This is a genomic window from Sphingobacterium sp. UGAL515B_05 (assembly GCF_033097525.1).
Taxonomy (GTDB): Bacteria; Bacteroidota; Bacteroidia; order Sphingobacteriales; family Sphingobacteriaceae; genus Sphingobacterium.
Map to the genome: position 1 here is coordinate 4,452,531 of NZ_CP109907.1, position 16,494 is coordinate 4,469,024.

The window sequence follows — 16,494 nt, forward strand, 5'->3', positions numbered from 1 at the left end:
TTTTTGAATCAGCTAAAACAATTTAATAACCACCAAGAATAGTATCTTTCAATGCGTAAGATTTTATTGACAGCACTGTTGTGTATCGCTAGCAACACTTATGCCCAACCTAAAAACAACTGCAGCGCCGTGCAGCTGACATGCGAACATTTGGTCAATCCATTGGGTATCGATGCAATCCACCCAAGACTTAGCTGGCGACTTGATGATCAACGTAAAGGTGCGGTACAACAGGCTTATCAGATCTTTTTAGGGCAAGATTCGCTGGCACTGCTGCGAGAGACCAAAGATAACTGGGATAGTGGCAAACAGTTCAGCTCGGCTATGTTAGTGCCCTATAACGGCGCACAGTTAAAGCCACAGACCAAGTACTTCTGGACGGTTAAAGTATGGGATAAGGATGGTGTATCAACACGTTCGGCAATAGCGTCTTTTGAAACGGGCATGATGGGACAAAACCTTTGGAAAGGAAAGTGGATCAGCGACAATAAGGATATTCATGCGCGGGAAACGCCTTATTTTAGAACCGAATTTAAGGCAAATAAGCAGATAAAATCTGCCCGCGCATATATTGCCGCAGCAGGATTATATGAACTTTCCATTAATGGCCAGCGCGTTGGCGACCATCGTCTGGATCCCATGTACACCCGATTTGACCGACGTACGTTGTACGTCGTGACGGATGTAACCCAACAGCTTCAAAAAGGAGAGAACGCCATTGGCGTTATTTTGGGGAACGGCTGGTATAATCACCAACCATTGGCCGTTTGGAACTTTGATAAAGCACCATGGCGGGCCCGGCCAACCTTCTGTTTAGAACTGAAAATCGTTTATACAGATGGAACTACGGAAACCATTGTTTCGGATAAGCAGTGGAAGACTGCTTCGGGGCCAATCACCTATAATAATATTTACACTGGTGAGCATTACGATGCAAGATTGGAAATACCCAACTGGGATAAACCAAAATACGATGATTCGGCCTGGCAGGTTGTTCAGTATAGAAATGCACCATCAGCACATATCGTTTCCCAACAGCTGGTTCCGATTCGGCTCGTGAAGTCCTATAAGCCAAAATCAGTGACAAAGATAGACCAACGTACCTATGTGTTCGATATGGGCCAGAATATGGCGGGGATTACAAAAGTTAAAGTGAAAGGAGCTGCGGGTACTATTCTGCGTATCAAGCATGGTGAGCGATTGCAGGCCGATGGGCATCTTGATCAGTCCAATATTGATGTATATTATCGGGGCGATAAGGAAAAGGAGCCCTTTCAGACCGATATATTGACCTTAAGTGGCCGCGATGATGAGTTTATGGCCAAGTTCGGTTACAAAGGGTTTCGTTATGTCGAAGTTAGCAGTAGTGCCGCCATTGCATTGGATAGTTCGGCTGTGACCGCCTATTTTATGCATAGTGATGTGCCTGTTATTGGACAGCTCAAGACATCATCAGCCTTGGTTAACAAACTATGGAAAGCGACTAACAATGCCTACTTGTCCAATTTGATGGGCTATCCTACAGACTGTCCGCAACGGGAAAAGAACGGCTGGACAGGGGATGGGCACCTTGCGATTGAAACAGCTTTATACAATTTTGATGGGATAACAGTTTATGAAAAATGGATGGCGGATCATCGTGATGAACAACAGGAGAATGGTGTCTTACCCGATATTATTCCAACTGGGGGATGGGGCTATGGTACCGCAAATGGTTTGGATTGGACAAGCACCATTGCCATCATTCCGTGGCAGATCTATCAGTTTTATGGAGATCCACATGCATTAGAAGAATGCTACCTAAATATCAAACGCTATGTCGATTATGTAGACGGAATCAGCCCATCTGGGTTGACAACGTTTGGGCGTGGAGACTGGGTACCGGTGAAGTCACAGTCCAATCTGGAGTTGACCTCATCTGTTTATTTTTATGTAGATGCGAGCGTCTTGGCTGCTGCTGCCAAATTGTTTGGTTACACAGCAGATCAACAAAAATATGAACTGCTGAGCAGAAAAATTAAGACGGCCATCAATGCTAAATTTTTAGATGCTTCCAAGGGTGTTTATAGCAATGGAACACAGACCGAACTGAGTGTACCACTCTATTGGGGTGTTGTACCCAATGAAATGAAAGCCCGTGTTGCAGCTAACCTGAATAAGAAAGTGGAAGAGACCAACTTTCATTTGGATGTAGGCGTATTGGGCGCTAAAGCATTATTGAATGCGTTAAAAGATAATGGTTATGCAACGACAGCCTATAAGGTCGCGGTACAAGATACCTACCCGTCTTGGGGATGGTGGATTGTAAATGGAGCGACAACATTGTTGGAGAACTGGGATTTAAAAGCAACACGGGATATTTCAGACAACCACATGATGTTTGGCGAAATCGGTGGTTGGTTTTTTAAATCTATCGGCGGGATTCTGCCAGATCCTAAACAACCTGGATTTAAACATGTGCTCTTAAAACCGATCTTCCCCCAGGAACTGAAAGAATCTTCTATTTCTTACGATTCACCCTACGGTAAAATTATTTCCGAATGGAAGTTAAAGGATAAAATGATCGTATATAATATCCAAATACCGGCAAATGCGACGGCAACATTTTATCCACCGGATAATGTTAGAAGCAGCGATATCGTTCAATTGGAGGCCGGTAAACACAGGTTGGAGCTGGAACTCAAGTAAGCATAGGCTGCGACCTCTTGTTTCGTTGTCTTGACTGTTGGTTTTATTCTTTTATGTTATAACCTATTGGAACGCTTTTGCGAGTTTACCAAGCTGTTTTAATTTTAAGGCGAGTTCATTGCTCCAGGGCAAGCCAATACAGAGCCGCATGCAATGGTGAAATTGATCCTGCAAGGTGAAGATCCTTCCCGGTGAAATGCTGATCTGTAGTTTAAGCGCATAGTTGTATAGCATGCCTGTATCAATGTGTTTTGGAAACTCAACCCACAGCGCAAGCCCACCTTGTGGGCGGCTGATTTTAGTGCCTTCCGGAAAATGTTCCGCGATAATAGCGGCATACTGCTGGTAGTTTTCTGATAACGATCTACGGAGTTTACGCAGGTGGTTTTCATATTTTCCTGTTAAAAGAAAATTTCCCACCGCCTCGTTGATAATGGTTGTAGATGATAGGGAATGGATTAGTTTTAGTTTGATAATCTGTTCCTTGTATTTTCCAGGGGCAACCCATCCGACACGGAAGCCCGGAGCCAATGTCTTTGAAACTGACCCGCACCAGAGTACATTGCCGTCGAGGTCGAAAGATTTGCAGCATTTGGGACGTTGGGTGCCAAAATGGAGGTCGCCGTAGGTGTCATCTTCGATCAGCGGAATATGATGTTTTGCTAACAGTGATACAATTTCCCGCTTGTTCTCATCCGGCATACAATAGCCCAAAGGAGTGTTAAAATTGGGGACCAGTAAACAGACTTTGATTTCGGGCAATAGCTTTTTGAGGGCTTCAATGTCTATTCCCGTAATGGGGTCCGTGGCTATTTCCAGCACCTGAAGTCCCAGGCTAACGGCAAGTTGGAGGATGCCCGGATAGCAGGGGCTTTCAAGAGCCAGCGTATCTCCAGGTTTGGTTAAGGCCATCAGACATAAAACCAGAGCATTCATACAGCCGTTGGTGGTAACGACCTCATCTTCGTTTAGATTTCCACCCCAGGCCAATGAACGTACAGCTACCATACGACGTAATTTTATATTGCCCTGCAAGGGCTCATATGCTGTGCCACCATCGCTGAGCTCCTGTGTAGCGAGAACGATTTCTTTTTTCAATTTTGCGGTAGGCAGGAGACTTCCCGAAGGAACACCGATCGAAAATAAGGTTAAATCCTGACGCCCCATGGTAGAATACACCTTATTCATTAATTGATCTGGTTCTCGGTTATTGGCGATTGGAATAGGTTGACTGGCTGCGGCCAATGGAAGCTGCAAATAGTTTGGAGGACTAACAAAGTAGCCGGACTGAGGTTTGGACCGTATAAGTGAACGTCCTTCCAGCGCTAGAAATATCCTTTTCGCAGTATTTATACTGATACCGTGTTCAGCACTTAGATTTCTCACTGAAGGTAGTTTCTCGCCGGCTTTTAAGACACCTGAATTAATCTTATTGGCAATATTGTCTGCTATTTCATTATACAAATAATCTTTTTTCATAAAATAAGGATTAATGTCCGTCTTCAAAGGTAACTGTGTCCATTGAATTATCAAAAACTGTGACTGTGCTTAGTTCTTGTAATGGACGAACTTTGTGTAAAAGGTTGAAACATGGCAGAATTAAGTATAAGTAAATTACAGGAAAATACCGCGAGCGGTTGGTTAAACGGTTTTATTGGGGTGCTATTATTTAGTGGTTCGTTGCCGGCAACACGAATGGCGGTTTTAGCATTTGACCCTGTATTTGTGACATTGGCTAGAGCTTCGATTGCAGGTATATTGGCACTGGTAACATTGATGGTTTTTAAGGAAAAACGCCCAGAAAGAAAACAATTATGTTCGCTATGCATCGTTGCAATAGGATGTGTCGTTGGATTTCCCTTACTGAGTGCTTTGGCCTTGCAGCATATCACCTCTGCGCACTCTATCGTTTTTATCGGTATTTTGCCCGTATCGACAGCCGTATTTGCTATTATACGCGGTGGCGAACGTCCGAAGCCAATCTTTTGGCTGTTCTCTGCTTTAGGGAGCCTACTGGTAATCGGCTATGCGCTGGAACAGGGGCTAACAGCCTCACCTTTAGGTGACGTTTTAATGATTTTGTCGGTCATTCTCTGTGGTTTGGGCTATGCCGAAGGCGCTAAATTGACCAAGACGCTGGGTGGTTGGCAGGTCATTTCCTGGGCCCTGGTTTTGTCGCTGCCGCTGATGTTGCCACTTACTTTTATCTATCTTCCATCGTCGTTTGATGCAGTACCTATAGGGGCTTGGGCTAGTTTAGCCTATGTTTCCTTGTTCAGTATGTTTATTGGTTTTGTTTTTTGGTATAAAGGACTCGCCCAAGGTGGCACAGCAACCATCGGACAGTTACAGTTATTACAGCCATTCTTTGGTTTGGCCTTAGCCGCCTGGCTTCTTCATGAACAAGTCAGTGCCGGCATGCTTGCCGTAACAGTTGGTGTTATCCTCTGTGTCGTAGCCACGAAGAAATTTGCCCAATAAATGCATTAGAAAAAGAGAACTGGTTTATAGGTTCTCTCGGAAAATCATAAAGTTATTAACTTTAAATTTTTGGGCATCGTTCGAGGCGTATTTGATCGAATGATGTCTATTATCTTATGTTGACAAAGACAATAGCGTATGATTTTACCGTTTGAACCTTATAATCCGATATGGAAAGCGAATTTTGACAGCATTCAACATGAACTTCTTGCATTGTTGAAACCTATAAGGTCGAGGGTAGATCACATAGGCAGTACGGCCGTTGAGGGATTGTCTGCCAAACCAATCATTGATATATTGATCGGTCTTGAGGAAGAAAATGACCTTGATCGCATTCCGTTCCTGTTGCAGGGTAAATGCTATGTATATTATGAAAAATATAATGAGGAGATGCCTTACAGACGATTTTTTGTCACCCTAATTGATCGGCCTGAAGTAATGGGGTTGCCAGAGCACATTGCACCCGACGATGAAATTCCAGCACGATTGCATGATCATTCGCTACGGATAGCGCATATTCACAGCATACCCTTGCAATCAGAACACTGGTTGCGCCATATAGCGTTTCGCGATTATCTGCGTGTACATGAAGAAGTAAGAGATCAGTATCAGGCGATCAAAGAAAAGTTGGTACTACAGCAATGGAAAGATGGGAACGACTATAATGATGCGAAAGATGAATTTTTGAAAGAGCATGAAGCAAAAGCTGTGGAATGGTACAAAAAGGGTCACGGAACAATGGAACCGTAGGACAATGGGAACCTTTCGGATTAAATTGGTACTAACTTTTGACCTAATGAAAAATTTAATAGAGGATAGCATGAGAACTCTTTGTTCAGGCATAAATAAATTTAATAGTCCTAAAAAATAAGGGATGGAGATACGGAAATTGACAGGGCTGGATAGGGCTGACTTATTAACTGCAATTAATGGAGCTTTTGCCGACTATATTGTACCATTTCAGTTAGACGCATCGCTATTGGAGTTAAAGATCAGAGGTGAGGATATTTTAATGGACTGGTCAGTTGGCGTTTTTGACGGGATACAACTGATAGCATTTATCTTGCATGGCATGCGCGAAATCGGAGGCAGTAAAGTTATCTACAATGCTGGTACAGGCGTTTTGCCCGCATATAGAGGCAGGGGATTAGTCGTTGAAATGTATAGATTTATGCAGCCATACTTCAAAGCGCATCATGTGAAGAAATTATTATTGGAAGTCATCGAGAGTAATCTGCCTGCTATTCGGGCATATGAAAAAAATGGCTTTGTTAAAGGCCGTAAATTACTGTGCTTTGGGGGAGAACTTGATTTAAATGCGGGGGCCTTATCTGGCCGAATACAGCCTATCCATATACAGTCTATCCATGACTTTTCTTGGGATATTTTGCAGTCTTTCTGGGACGTTAAACCCAGCTGGCAAAATAGAATTGGGCGTATTGAATTAATTCAGCTTAAAGGGTTGGGGGCGTTTATTGGCTCGGATTTGGTGGGATATATTTTGTTCAATTTGTCTAATAAGCGAATCTACCAAATTGCGGTAGCAAAGCAGCATAGGCGGAAAGGTATTGCAACACAGCTTTTATCCGAACTGAAAGCGCATGTGTCCAGCGCAAAAGTACAAATCACTAACGTTGATGAAAAAGCCAGTAACTTGCGGCTATTTTTACAAAGACAAGGGCTGGTCAACACAATCAACCAGATTGAAATGTTCAAGATAATGGATTAGCATCCACACGAATGCAAGGTCCATCAACCGAAAGATTTAGAAGCTATCACGCTCATGATATATGCAGCGCTCTCCAAGTATATTTCCTGGTAATATCAATTAAGAATTAAAGTATTTCATTTACGATCAATAATTGTGAAAACAAATGTGGTTGTAAACTTGTTGTTTAGTAAAAGGAAAGTATGTGCTATTAGACTGTTTATTATAGATCCATTTACTGTTGTAATTTTACCATCCCTCGGAAAAGACGCTCTTCTACAATTTATACGACACTAATTTTTAAAACATATGAAATCGAAGTCATTTTTAACCGCAATTGTCACAAGCTTTCTATTGCTGGCTTGTAGTACCTCGACAAGGATAACAGATGTCTATAAAAATAAAGATCTGCCCCCAAAACAATACCAAACAATATTCATTATTGCGATGACAAACCATGCCAAAGCAAAGGAAGTCATTGAATCCAATTTAGCAGAAGCAGCTTCCATGCATGGCTACAAGGCTATTAAAAGCAGTGATGTTTTTAAACGGACGTTTACCAAAGACGAAAGTCAAAACAAAGATTTAGTGATGAAAGCAGTACACAGTCTGAATGCGGATGCTATTTTCACTGTTACTCTGATCGATAAAACCAGTGAAACCCGATATGTACCGGGAAGTGGACCTTATATGCCTTATCCGAGGTTTGGATGGTATGGTAATTTTTGGAGCTATTACTCGCATTGGTACCCAATAGCATACGATCCGGGATATTATACCACGGATAAAATGTACTATTTGGAAAGCAATCTATATGATGTTAGCTCCGAGCAACTGCTTTGGAGTGTGCAGTCAGAAACGATCAACCCTTCCAGTTTAGAAGATTTTTCTAAAAGCTATACGAAGTCGCTCGTGAAAGCATTGGAAAAGGATATTGCTGCTAAATAGCCATTGATAAAGGTATGCTTTAAAGCTACCTTCAATTCAAGTGCTGTATTTGTGTAAAAATATTCTTTATGCCAACGATTTAGTCCCTAAAATGTATTTTATGGTTTAAAAATAAACTAAATTGTGTTAATATTGTTATATTGGCAAACAATAAAGTTAGCTTAAATCAAATGAGGTACACATTGTATAGAGAACAGCAATTGACCTGCGATTTGGATACCGCATGGGCGTTTTTTTCTTCACCCATGAATCTTTCAGAAATTACACCAAAAGATATGGGGTTTGTTGTCGTCTCAGACTTTCGTCGGCAAGAAATTTCTGAAGGAATGATCATTGATTATTTGGTATCTCCGATTCTTCGGATTCCGCTCAAGTGGAAGACCAAAATAACGCAGGTGGAAAATGATAAAAGTTTTACTGATTTTCAGCTAAAAGGACCTTATGCCTATTGGAATCATTTTCACGAATTTATTCCAAATGAAAAAGGGGTGCTCATGAAAGACAGGGTTGATTATGAATTGCCTTTCGGGATTCTAGGCAAAATTGCGCATACAGTTTTCGTTAAAAAGAAGTTGGAGCGAATCTTCGATTACCGTTATCAGGTTTTAGAAAAATTATTTAATCAAACCAAGTGATAGCTATTCTATTGCAGTTCACATGACCGCTGAGAAGAAAGTCAGATGAGCTTTTCAACATATTTTATGCTGTATACAATGAAGAAAATTTATCAAATAATCAATGGAGTTGCTTTGGTCATCACGGTGATCATTAATTACCTATCCAATACGGGAATTTTTAATGGGGAGACCATGGCAACGGTTTCTGCTAAATATCAAAATTTATTTACACCCGCGGGATATGCCTTTTCCATATGGGGTCTTATTTATTTAGGGTTGTTTGGATTTGTCGTTTATTTTGGTCCTTTTGTCAGACAGACAAATGAAAAAGAAAAAGTAGTTTTAAAAGTAGGATGGTGGTTCTTGATTTCTTGTCTAGCAAATAGTTTATGGGTCATGACCTGGTTGTATGACTATACCTTTTTAACTATTTTATTGATGGTCTTACTTTTTGTGTCGCTATTAAAGATAATTCATCATACACAAGCTATTGCGTTTCTTGCTACACGCAGCAAGTGTATATTTCTTAAAATCCCTTTTCAACTTTATGCGGGGTGGATTTCTGTCGCTTTGATTGCCAATATTGCAGCCTATCTTACGAAGATAGGCTGGGACGGTTTTGGATTATCAGCTACCATGTGGGCTATTATCATGTTTGCAATTGCATTAATCATTCATTTATTGATGATCTGGCAGGCTCAAATGCCGGTATTTGGACTTGTGGCTGTATGGGCATTAATAGCTATTGCAGTTGCTAATAAATCGGTCAATAACACGGTGTATACAGCGGCTGTAATGGCAGCCTTTATTGTTTTGCTAAATGTAATTGTATACTATATGCAGTATCGTAAGCGACAGCCTGCCTAGTCGTTCCTTAATCCCTTACATAGTAGTGGTTCGGCAATCGTATTTTAAGCTTTCATAGTAATGTAGCGAAGCTGCTTACTATTTTATTTTTTATTCCGCAATTAATAGTTTTTGAAATTCTTTTCCGATAAATGGATTGATAAGGTGCTGAAATTCTTTTTGCAGTGTAAAGACAGCGATCGTTGCATCAGACTCCGGCGAATAGATCACATCTGTTCCCCACCAACCGCCATGATAGTAGGCGTTGAATCCCAGATCGAAGTGATAAATTCCCAAACAATATTTAGATTTATCTGGAGGCAAAACGTAGGTATGCATTGCTTCAAGTAGCTGTTTATCCTGAATGATTTTCCCATCAAATACATATTGAAAAAACAGGGCAGTCTCTTTGGCGGTTGAAGCGATTCCACCACCTCCATATAGATCCCAAGATGGATCAATCGTGTATGAATCCCAATTGTACTTGTCCGCATATTGATGGGCAAGTGGTAGGGTATTTTCGGGATCGTTTTCTAAGTTTATGAACCATGTCCTCGTCAGATTTAATTCTTTGAATCTAAGTAGTTGCCGAACAGCTGCATAAAATGGTAGGTTTGTCCTTTGCTCAATAATTTCGGTAAGGAGTAAATAATTGATATCTGCATAACTAAATTTTTCTCCGACAGGCTGAAGGCTGCCGATATCGATGGATCTTTTGATCTGCTCTTCTTTTTTCCATTTATATTTGGGATGCTGATTAACGAATTCAAAATAATCTTCATCAACGTAATCCTGGATGCCCGAGGTATGTGAAAGCAGGTGCTTTATTGTAATTATCTCCAGATTATAACCATCATTTTCGAATAAATGGCGTGTTTTTTTCGATAATAGACTTACAATCGGTTGATCTAAAGTAAATTCACCTTTTTCAACTAATCTTAAAATTGCCGCAGCCACATATGGTTTTGTATTGCTTGCAATTAAAACAGGTTGTTGATGTTCTAAGGTTTTGTTTGTGCTCTTGTTTGTTATTCCTTTTGCATAACTCCATGAAATATTTTTTTTCGGTGCTTCTACATGAACAATAATACCGATAGCATCCTTGTTTTTATCATAGATAGAATCTACTTTATGCTTAAAAACTGTCTGTAATTGACCAAATCCAATCAATGGAATAAACAAAGAGTTTAACAACACTATTTTTTTCATATATTTTTTTCTAAACACTATGCACCTAGATACAAAAATTGTCTGAATACTTGCAAGTCTACTTTACTATGAATAATGCAAAGCTGTAGGTGATACAATTTCTAGGAAACGGATTTTGAAATCTATTGACTTTGTGAAAATAAGAAATAAAATAATAATCCTTATGATTAAATATAAAAATTATATCTAAGGAACATTTAATGAACGGAACCCGTATTTATGTTTTGTTTTGCGGTTAAATATCTTAAGAAATAGCAATGGGGGTAGCGTTTTTAGATATTACTTATTTTAATATCTTTGCGGCATCAAATTATTAATTATTTATGAAAAGAAATTATCTTACCATTCTTATGATGGTAGCTTTGAGCTCTGTGTCTTTTGCGCAAACGAATACAGTATCTGAAGCCAAAGTTGAGGATCATCAATTTGCTTATAACATCCTTACTAATTTGTCTTACGAAATGGGGATTGGAAATAAGACAACATTGCGCTTTTCAGGGCCTCTATCGGGGGCTGTATTATACAGTCAAACATCGATAACGATTAACGATTATCATCATGAAGATTCTGAGTGGGGATATGCATTTCGCCCAACGGTCGATATGCAAGTGCGACATTATTATAATTTAAATAAAAGGCTTCAGAAAGGAAAAAAAATAGCACATAATTCGGGCAATTATATTGCAGGCGTGGTTGGAGCTGCTGGTCCTTCTATATTGAAGAGTGATAATGTGTATGTCGCTGATTTTACTTTAACGCTAGGAGCGTTGTGGGGTATTCAGCGAACTTATGGTGAGCGTTTTATGATGAATGTTGGTATTGGGCCGGGTGTGAGTTTTTACGATAGCCAAAGCGAATTTACACCGGTTGGTGGGATCACGGTTGGATTTAGGTTGGGGAAATAAGTATAGCTTTCCCATTTCTTTCCCATATTGATGTTTAAGTTTAGATTTTTATAACATTTTAAAGCTTAAATCATATGGTCAATTGGAATTTAGTAGCCGGAACGGATGGAAAACTTGCTTCACAGGATATCAGACGCAACATTTTGACTTTTATTATGAAAAATCATCCCGGGAGCCTGATTGAGTTTATTGAAAAAGATTGTAATTCGTATAGAATCGATATTAGGGGGGGAGATGCGCTTATTTTCGATTTCAAAGGTGAATTTGTAAAAGTAGTATGAGGATAGTCGGTGCTTTAATAGAAGGGCGGTGACTTTTAAGTCTTATTAGATTATCAGAGGGGCAGCTGCTTTGCTTTGTGCCCCTCTTCATGGTAATCACCCTAACGTATAGTGACAGCTGCCTTTATTGGCAAATGTATTTGATAATTGGCGCATTCCACTAAATCTCCTCTTGCTGGAGTTTTTTGATGTAGTGTAATTGGGTTAGTCCTGTTTCAAATGCCTTTGCTGTCGTAAGTTTAAGTGTTTGTTCGGGTCTCCCTTCATTGAACAGTCTTGTTCCATCGCCCAGTAAAACTGGTACAATCGAAATTATCAACTCGTCTATTAAATCATTCTTCAGCAATTCATTGATTATCTCGGCTCCGCCATCACAGTAAATATCTTTTCCTTGCCGGGACTTTAGTTTTGTAAGCAATTTGACCAAATCTCCGGTATAGAAAATCGTTCTGCCTACATTGGGCCTTTCTGTTCTTGTTATTACATATACATCCCGTTGTCCATTGTCATAATGGGATGAGCCAACATTTTTAAGGACATATTCATAAGTCTTTCTACCAACAATTAAGGTATCAATGGTATCTATAAACTCTGAATAGCCGTAATCCTCGCCCTCCTTTTCTACAAGCCCTAAAAAACTGAGATCGTCATTGGGTTTTGCAATATAACCATCTAAACTCATTGCAATGAAAAGTGATATTTTTCGCATTTGTATTCAATTTAAAGTTTTATACAAAATTAGCTGTGGATAAATATCGAACTTTGGAAAAATACGACAATTTTAAATTTGTGATGGTGCCATCCCTGTATTTCTCTTAATTTCATTGCTGAGGTGTGCATGGTCATAGTAGCCACATTCAAAGGCAATATCTGATAAACTCTTATTTTCATCTGAATTTTTGATGATACTTAATGCCCGTTGAAAACGGATAATATTCGAATATTCTTTCGGTGACAAACCAATATGCTTCTTGAAGCTCCTTTCAAGTTGTCTAACGGTTGTGAAATTACGCTTCGACAGAGCAGATATACCAATTTGCCCATGCGTTGAATTTATATCATTGAGAACTCCTTGTAGTAAGTTGGTCTTGTTTACTATTTTATCCGAATACAGTCGGTTAAAATAATCGATTGGGTTAAGAAGCACTTTATCAAGCTCAAAGGAATTGGATTTTTCAAATTCAATTGTATCATTAATCAATACTTTTTGCGGTTCATATTTATAGAAATTAGCGAAAGCTGCGGGTTTGAAGCAAACGCCCAGTAAGTGAGTTTCACTTTCGATGAAGCTATCTTTATATGAAGTCATGGCGCCAACTACGTAAGTTTTACCAAATTCCATGGAAACGGAACCGTTGTCAGTTACACAGCTATCTCCCAAATTCATGATTAAACCCACACAACCATCGGGGAAGACTCGTTCACATTGCCGACCCAACTCATTACTTCCTTTTAGTTCCCAATAGAAATGAATAAAGGGTTCCAGTTCTTTGTAAGGTTTGATTTTTGTATATTCCATTTTTACTTGCCACCTTGTGCTCTAGTTGAGCATACATGCTATCGTAAAATTCAATTAGTAAAAGCCGAATGATGTTTATTGTCTCAAGCTGTTTATATTAAGTTTATTAAAATTAAAAATTTAAAACCATAAAGTTTGATGGAATAGGATTTAAATAATTACTTATTCTTATTTCTTGTCTTAGGGGAAGCCCATTTTGTATTTTAAATTTTAAATTTATTGTGGTAATAATCTTACGATAAGGATATGAGAAAAGTAATTGCAGCATTCAATATGACACTTGACGGGTTTTGTGATCATACAGCTGGTATTCCCAATGCGGAAATACATACGCATTATACGGATCTTTTAAATGGTGGAGATGTCATTCTATATGGTCGAATTACCTACCAGCTAATGGAATATTGGCGTTCTTTTGTGAAAACTCCTGTAGGAGAGAAATCAATGGATGACTTTGCGTCGGCTATCGATAAAATTCCAAAACTCGTTTTTTCAAATAGCCTAAAAAACATAGAATGGGAAAGTGCAAAGTTGGCCAATGGAGCACTTGAAGATGAGATATTGAAGCTTAAACTGCAATCCGGTAGTAATATTTTGGTAGGGAGTCGAAGTTTAATTATACAGCTCCTGAATCTTAACTTAATCGACGAATTTCAATTGTGCATTTATCCCATTGTTTTTGGACGAGGGTTGCCATTATTTGAAGAAATAGATGATAGGATTATTTTTAAGCTGGTAAAAACTAAGGTTTTTACTAATGGTTCTGTCCTGTTATACTATCGACCCATCCATCCTTAATTAGACTATAAGATTATCGCCCAGCACCTGACAATTCTATGTCGTCTATCTATTGGTTGCACACAACAAAACTGATCGATGACCGGGTTCTGTTGGAGGAAAAGAAATCGCTTGAATTGGGCTTACTTGTAAAGGAAACGGCTATGTATCTCCAAACTTAAACCTAACGCGGATCGCTTTCAATCCGACCAATCCCTGAAGATCTTCTACCTCAAAGTGTTCTATTTCGCTGTCTATTAGCCCTTTGTGCTGCAATAGGTTAATATAGCTGAGGTATTCAGCCTCTTCGTGTACATTGGAATAGACAATGACCAATTTGCCTTTTTGGGTAATGCGCTCTGTAGAACCCTTGATCTTGGCTTTGTCAATTCGTTTCTTAGCAATCTCGTAGCGTACATTGTAGGATCCATCGATATCGAACTGTTTCTCGTCCATGCGGAAACGGATGGAAATGGGAGTAGCGAAGACTAGGATCAGGGAGGTTACCTCCAGCTGATGTGGTAACTCGGGCTGCAGCTGCCTAAACTGACTTTCCATCTCACACATGACCTGCAATTGCCATAAACGTAAATTCCTTAAGTAATAGAGGTCAAAATTTTTGTCGGGAGCGATGGAGGCCCCGATATACATGTTGTGCTCGATACCATCTGTCTTGTAGCGCTCGTAATAATGAGGAAAGTATTCTTGGGCTTCCACCTGCTTTTCGTCGAGGATCGCCACCAGCCTTTTGTTGATCAGCGTGATGGAGTTGTCATAATCCTGTCGGGCCTCATAAAAACCGCCGATAGAGAGGTTGATCCGCTCAAAATAGCTGTCGATGGCTTCGGTGGCGACGCTATTTTTGTTGTTTTTCCTGAAATTCTCCAAAATAGGGTGAATATCCTGGTTAAAATAATCGAGCATAAGCTGTTCCGTATCGGTCAGCAGCGCTTGCTGCAGCGTCGTCAGGTTTCTTTCCAGGTCGAAGACCTTCTGCTCAAAGAGCGGTAATCGCTGCGTTTGGTTGACCGCCGTGAACAATGCGATCAGTTCCTTGCTCTGATTGATCAGATCTTGGCGGATGGCCTGATTGCGGGATTCTGAGGAGCCCTGTACGTCGATCTGCCCATAGAGCGGATAAACATGGTCAAAGACAATTTCCTGCAGGGCATAGTCTTTTCCAAAGGCGCGGTCGTTGAGGAAATGCATGGCTTCTTCCTGAAATCGCCATTTGACACTCGGGTGTATAGCGGTATATTCCTTTTGGATCACCGCTTCGATCTGATTTTCAGTTTCTGCAAAGGCTTTCGAGACTTTATCTTTGATAAAGGGCAAGATGAAGTTGAGCTTGTTGGCATTGACCGAATTGAGTTCCCGAACCTTGGACGAGGACATTTCCAGTAGACCCAGCACTTTGTCGCCTTCGACCAGGGGAACAAAAATAAAGCTCTTTACTTGTTGCTGCTTGAGTTTGTTGATAAAATAGGCCTGCTTTGGATCATCCAACGGCAGCTTGTCAATATCCGGTACAACAAAATATTCGTCCTTAGTGAGCAGGTTCTCCAAGGTCTCGCTGCAGAGCATGTTTTCACATTCCTCGATCGTCGAATCATAAAGCAGATGACTGTACAGCTGTTTTTCGACAATCCGTAAGTTGTATTCGTTCCTGACCTTTTCAAAGGAGGTCAATCCGATGCGCAGATCATTTATTTTATAAATCGACCGGAAAATGCTTTCTATTTCTGCAAGTTGGACAGCACTTTTTTCGCGCAGCAGATTGCTCTTGAAGCTGGATACCGCATTTTCAATAGTGGCATCAAAAAGCGTCATAATGGAAAATCCTTTCAGGATCCAGCTCTGCTCGGGGAATTTGGACTTCCATAGGGCAATATCCGAAAAGTTGTCGATCAGTTCGATAATATCTTCTTCCGAAAGTTCGAGCGCCCGTTCTGTCGGAAGGACATCGATAAAATCGGCATTGAATAGGACGCGGTAATGATGGATGATATTATCCTTGTCTGGAATATCCAAAAAGAGGGGGGCATCCATGGCATCCACCTTAAAGCCATAATACTGGCTGATGATAACGCAGCAATTGAGAATATAATAGGTATCGGGCGAGATATCACGAAGGCTAAATTCATAGTGATCGCCGGCATCCGCTAATATTTTTTCCAGTCTTGCGGTATGGTTGAACGTATAGAGATGGAAGGGAATGGTAATGGCCTTAATCTCATTATGTGTCAGTGAGCTTGGGAACAGGTCGGCCAGCAGCACCTTGATAATAGGCTCATAGCGCAGCAGGTCTTCTGCTTTTTCGACCCCATCGATAAGTTCGGGGTATTTGCTGATTTCTTCCAGCAGCGATCGGGCATAGCTGGCCTGAAAGCCAACCGGCGATAGGGCCGCTGCTTCAAAGGATGGTATAATCTTATGAAAAGCGATCAGGGTTTTAAACGGACTGGAATCAAAGGCGAAGTTAAACTGCATAATGGTTGTTCCCGAATAAATTAGA

General features: G+C 40.3%; 15 protein-coding genes. 10 read left to right on the top strand and 5 right to left on the bottom strand.

Going from position 1 to position 16,494, the window contains the following annotated elements; genetic code table 11:
• Nucleotides 1-51: 51 nt before the first annotated feature.
• Nucleotides 52-2,688 (top strand): alpha-L-rhamnosidase, encoded by a 2,637-nt coding sequence (locus OK025_RS18220; protein ID WP_317665943.1) that lies wholly within the window; start codon nucleotides 52-54, stop codon nucleotides 2,686-2,688.
• A 63-nt stretch (nucleotides 2,689-2,751) separates the two neighbouring features.
• On the opposite strand, the gene OK025_RS18225 is transcribed toward OK025_RS18220, so the two are convergent.
• Entirely contained in the window at nucleotides 2,752-4,167 is a 1,416-nt protein-coding gene (locus OK025_RS18225) for a PLP-dependent aminotransferase family protein (RefSeq protein WP_317665944.1), read from the bottom strand.
• A 111-nt stretch (nucleotides 4,168-4,278) separates the two neighbouring features.
• Between OK025_RS18225 and OK025_RS18230 the strand changes: the two genes are divergently transcribed.
• The 6 genes from OK025_RS18230 to OK025_RS18255 all read left to right on the top strand — a co-directional run bounded on the left by OK025_RS18230 (nucleotide 4,279) and on the right by OK025_RS18255 (nucleotide 9,309).
• Nucleotides 4,279-5,169: a DMT family transporter gene (locus OK025_RS18230; RefSeq protein WP_317665946.1), complete on the top strand. Its 891-nt coding sequence runs from the start codon at nucleotides 4,279-4,281 to the stop codon at nucleotides 5,167-5,169.
• Nucleotides 5,170-5,307: 138 nt separating this feature from the next.
• Nucleotides 5,308-5,919 carry a GrpB family protein gene (locus tag OK025_RS18235; RefSeq protein ID WP_317665947.1) on the top strand — a complete coding sequence of 204 codons (612 nt, stop codon included), beginning with the start codon at nucleotides 5,308-5,310 and terminating at the stop codon, nucleotides 5,917-5,919.
• 124 nt (nucleotides 5,920-6,043) lie between these two features.
• On the top strand, nucleotides 6,044-6,898 hold the full coding sequence (locus OK025_RS18240; protein WP_317665948.1) for a GNAT family N-acetyltransferase: 855 nt from the start codon (nucleotides 6,044-6,046) through the stop codon (nucleotides 6,896-6,898).
• 288 nt (nucleotides 6,899-7,186) lie between these two features.
• Complete coding sequence (locus tag OK025_RS18245) at nucleotides 7,187-7,825, top strand: hypothetical protein (protein WP_317665950.1); 639 nt, start codon at nucleotides 7,187-7,189, stop codon at nucleotides 7,823-7,825.
• 170 nt (nucleotides 7,826-7,995) lie between these two features.
• A complete protein-coding gene (locus OK025_RS18250; RefSeq protein WP_317665951.1) occupies nucleotides 7,996-8,460 on the top strand; it encodes an SRPBCC family protein in 465 nt (154 codons plus the stop codon).
• A 78-nt stretch (nucleotides 8,461-8,538) separates the two neighbouring features.
• On the top strand, nucleotides 8,539-9,309 hold the full coding sequence (locus tag OK025_RS18255) for a hypothetical protein (RefSeq protein WP_317665953.1): 771 nt from the start codon (nucleotides 8,539-8,541) through the stop codon (nucleotides 9,307-9,309).
• A 90-nt stretch (nucleotides 9,310-9,399) separates the two neighbouring features.
• Here the strand turns inward: OK025_RS18255 and OK025_RS18260 are convergent, their stop codons facing one another.
• Nucleotides 9,400-10,497: a serine hydrolase domain-containing protein gene (locus OK025_RS18260; protein WP_317665955.1), complete on the bottom strand. Its 1,098-nt coding sequence runs from the start codon at nucleotides 10,495-10,497 to the stop codon at nucleotides 9,400-9,402.
• A gap of 323 nt (nucleotides 10,498-10,820) precedes the next feature.
• Between OK025_RS18260 and OK025_RS18265 the strand changes: the two genes are divergently transcribed.
• Both OK025_RS18265 and OK025_RS18270 read left to right on the top strand, forming a co-directional pair.
• Complete coding sequence (locus OK025_RS18265; RefSeq protein ID WP_317665956.1) at nucleotides 10,821-11,402, top strand: hypothetical protein; 582 nt, start codon at nucleotides 10,821-10,823, stop codon at nucleotides 11,400-11,402.
• Nucleotides 11,403-11,476: 74 nt separating this feature from the next.
• Nucleotides 11,477-11,683 (top strand): hypothetical protein, encoded by a 207-nt coding sequence (locus OK025_RS18270; protein ID WP_317665958.1) that lies wholly within the window; start codon nucleotides 11,477-11,479, stop codon nucleotides 11,681-11,683.
• A gap of 160 nt (nucleotides 11,684-11,843) precedes the next feature.
• Here the strand turns inward: OK025_RS18270 and OK025_RS18275 are convergent, their stop codons facing one another.
• Both OK025_RS18275 and OK025_RS18280 read right to left on the bottom strand, forming a co-directional pair.
• Complete coding sequence (locus OK025_RS18275; RefSeq protein WP_317665960.1) at nucleotides 11,844-12,392, bottom strand: dihydrofolate reductase family protein; 549 nt, start codon at nucleotides 12,390-12,392, stop codon at nucleotides 11,844-11,846.
• A 72-nt stretch (nucleotides 12,393-12,464) separates the two neighbouring features.
• Nucleotides 12,465-13,202, bottom strand: a complete 738-nt coding sequence (locus OK025_RS18280) for a helix-turn-helix transcriptional regulator (RefSeq protein WP_317665962.1) — start codon at nucleotides 13,200-13,202, stop codon at nucleotides 12,465-12,467.
• A gap of 246 nt (nucleotides 13,203-13,448) precedes the next feature.
• Between OK025_RS18280 and OK025_RS18285 the strand changes: the two genes are divergently transcribed.
• Entirely contained in the window at nucleotides 13,449-14,000 is a 552-nt protein-coding gene (locus tag OK025_RS18285; RefSeq protein WP_317665963.1) for a dihydrofolate reductase family protein, read from the top strand.
• 141 nt (nucleotides 14,001-14,141) lie between these two features.
• Here the strand turns inward: OK025_RS18285 and OK025_RS18290 are convergent, their stop codons facing one another.
• Nucleotides 14,142-16,469, bottom strand: coding sequence for a GAF domain-containing protein (locus OK025_RS18290; protein WP_317665965.1), 2,328 nt, complete (start codon nucleotides 16,467-16,469; stop codon nucleotides 14,142-14,144).
• Between the last annotated feature and the right edge of the window lie 25 nt (nucleotides 16,470-16,494).

What these genes read in the sequence shown, in the direction of transcription:
- OK025_RS18220 (WP_317665943.1), top strand. Translation starts at nt 52, where the DNA reads ATGCGTAAGATTTTATTGACAGCACTGTTGTGTATCGCTAGCAACACT.
- OK025_RS18225 (WP_317665944.1), bottom strand. Translation starts at nt 4,167, where the DNA reads ATGAAAAAAGATTATTTGTATAATGAAATAGCAGACAATATTGCCAAT.
- OK025_RS18230 (WP_317665946.1), top strand. Translation starts at nt 4,279, where the DNA reads ATGGCAGAATTAAGTATAAGTAAATTACAGGAAAATACCGCGAGCGGT.
- OK025_RS18235 (WP_317665947.1), top strand. Translation starts at nt 5,308, where the DNA reads ATGATTTTACCGTTTGAACCTTATAATCCGATATGGAAAGCGAATTTT.
- OK025_RS18240 (WP_317665948.1), top strand. Translation starts at nt 6,044, where the DNA reads ATGGAGATACGGAAATTGACAGGGCTGGATAGGGCTGACTTATTAACT.
- OK025_RS18245 (WP_317665950.1), top strand. Translation starts at nt 7,187, where the DNA reads ATGAAATCGAAGTCATTTTTAACCGCAATTGTCACAAGCTTTCTATTG.
- OK025_RS18250 (WP_317665951.1), top strand. Translation starts at nt 7,996, where the DNA reads ATGAGGTACACATTGTATAGAGAACAGCAATTGACCTGCGATTTGGAT.
- OK025_RS18255 (WP_317665953.1), top strand. Translation starts at nt 8,539, where the DNA reads ATGAAGAAAATTTATCAAATAATCAATGGAGTTGCTTTGGTCATCACG.
- OK025_RS18260 (WP_317665955.1), bottom strand. Translation starts at nt 10,497, where the DNA reads ATGAAAAAAATAGTGTTGTTAAACTCTTTGTTTATTCCATTGATTGGA.
- OK025_RS18265 (WP_317665956.1), top strand. Translation starts at nt 10,821, where the DNA reads ATGAAAAGAAATTATCTTACCATTCTTATGATGGTAGCTTTGAGCTCT.
- OK025_RS18270 (WP_317665958.1), top strand. Translation starts at nt 11,477, where the DNA reads ATGGTCAATTGGAATTTAGTAGCCGGAACGGATGGAAAACTTGCTTCA.
- OK025_RS18275 (WP_317665960.1), bottom strand. Translation starts at nt 12,392, where the DNA reads ATGCGAAAAATATCACTTTTCATTGCAATGAGTTTAGATGGTTATATT.
- OK025_RS18280 (WP_317665962.1), bottom strand. Translation starts at nt 13,202, where the DNA reads ATGGAATATACAAAAATCAAACCTTACAAAGAACTGGAACCCTTTATT.
- OK025_RS18285 (WP_317665963.1), top strand. Translation starts at nt 13,449, where the DNA reads ATGAGAAAAGTAATTGCAGCATTCAATATGACACTTGACGGGTTTTGT.
- OK025_RS18290 (WP_317665965.1), bottom strand. Translation starts at nt 16,469, where the DNA reads ATGCAGTTTAACTTCGCCTTTGATTCCAGTCCGTTTAAAACCCTGATC.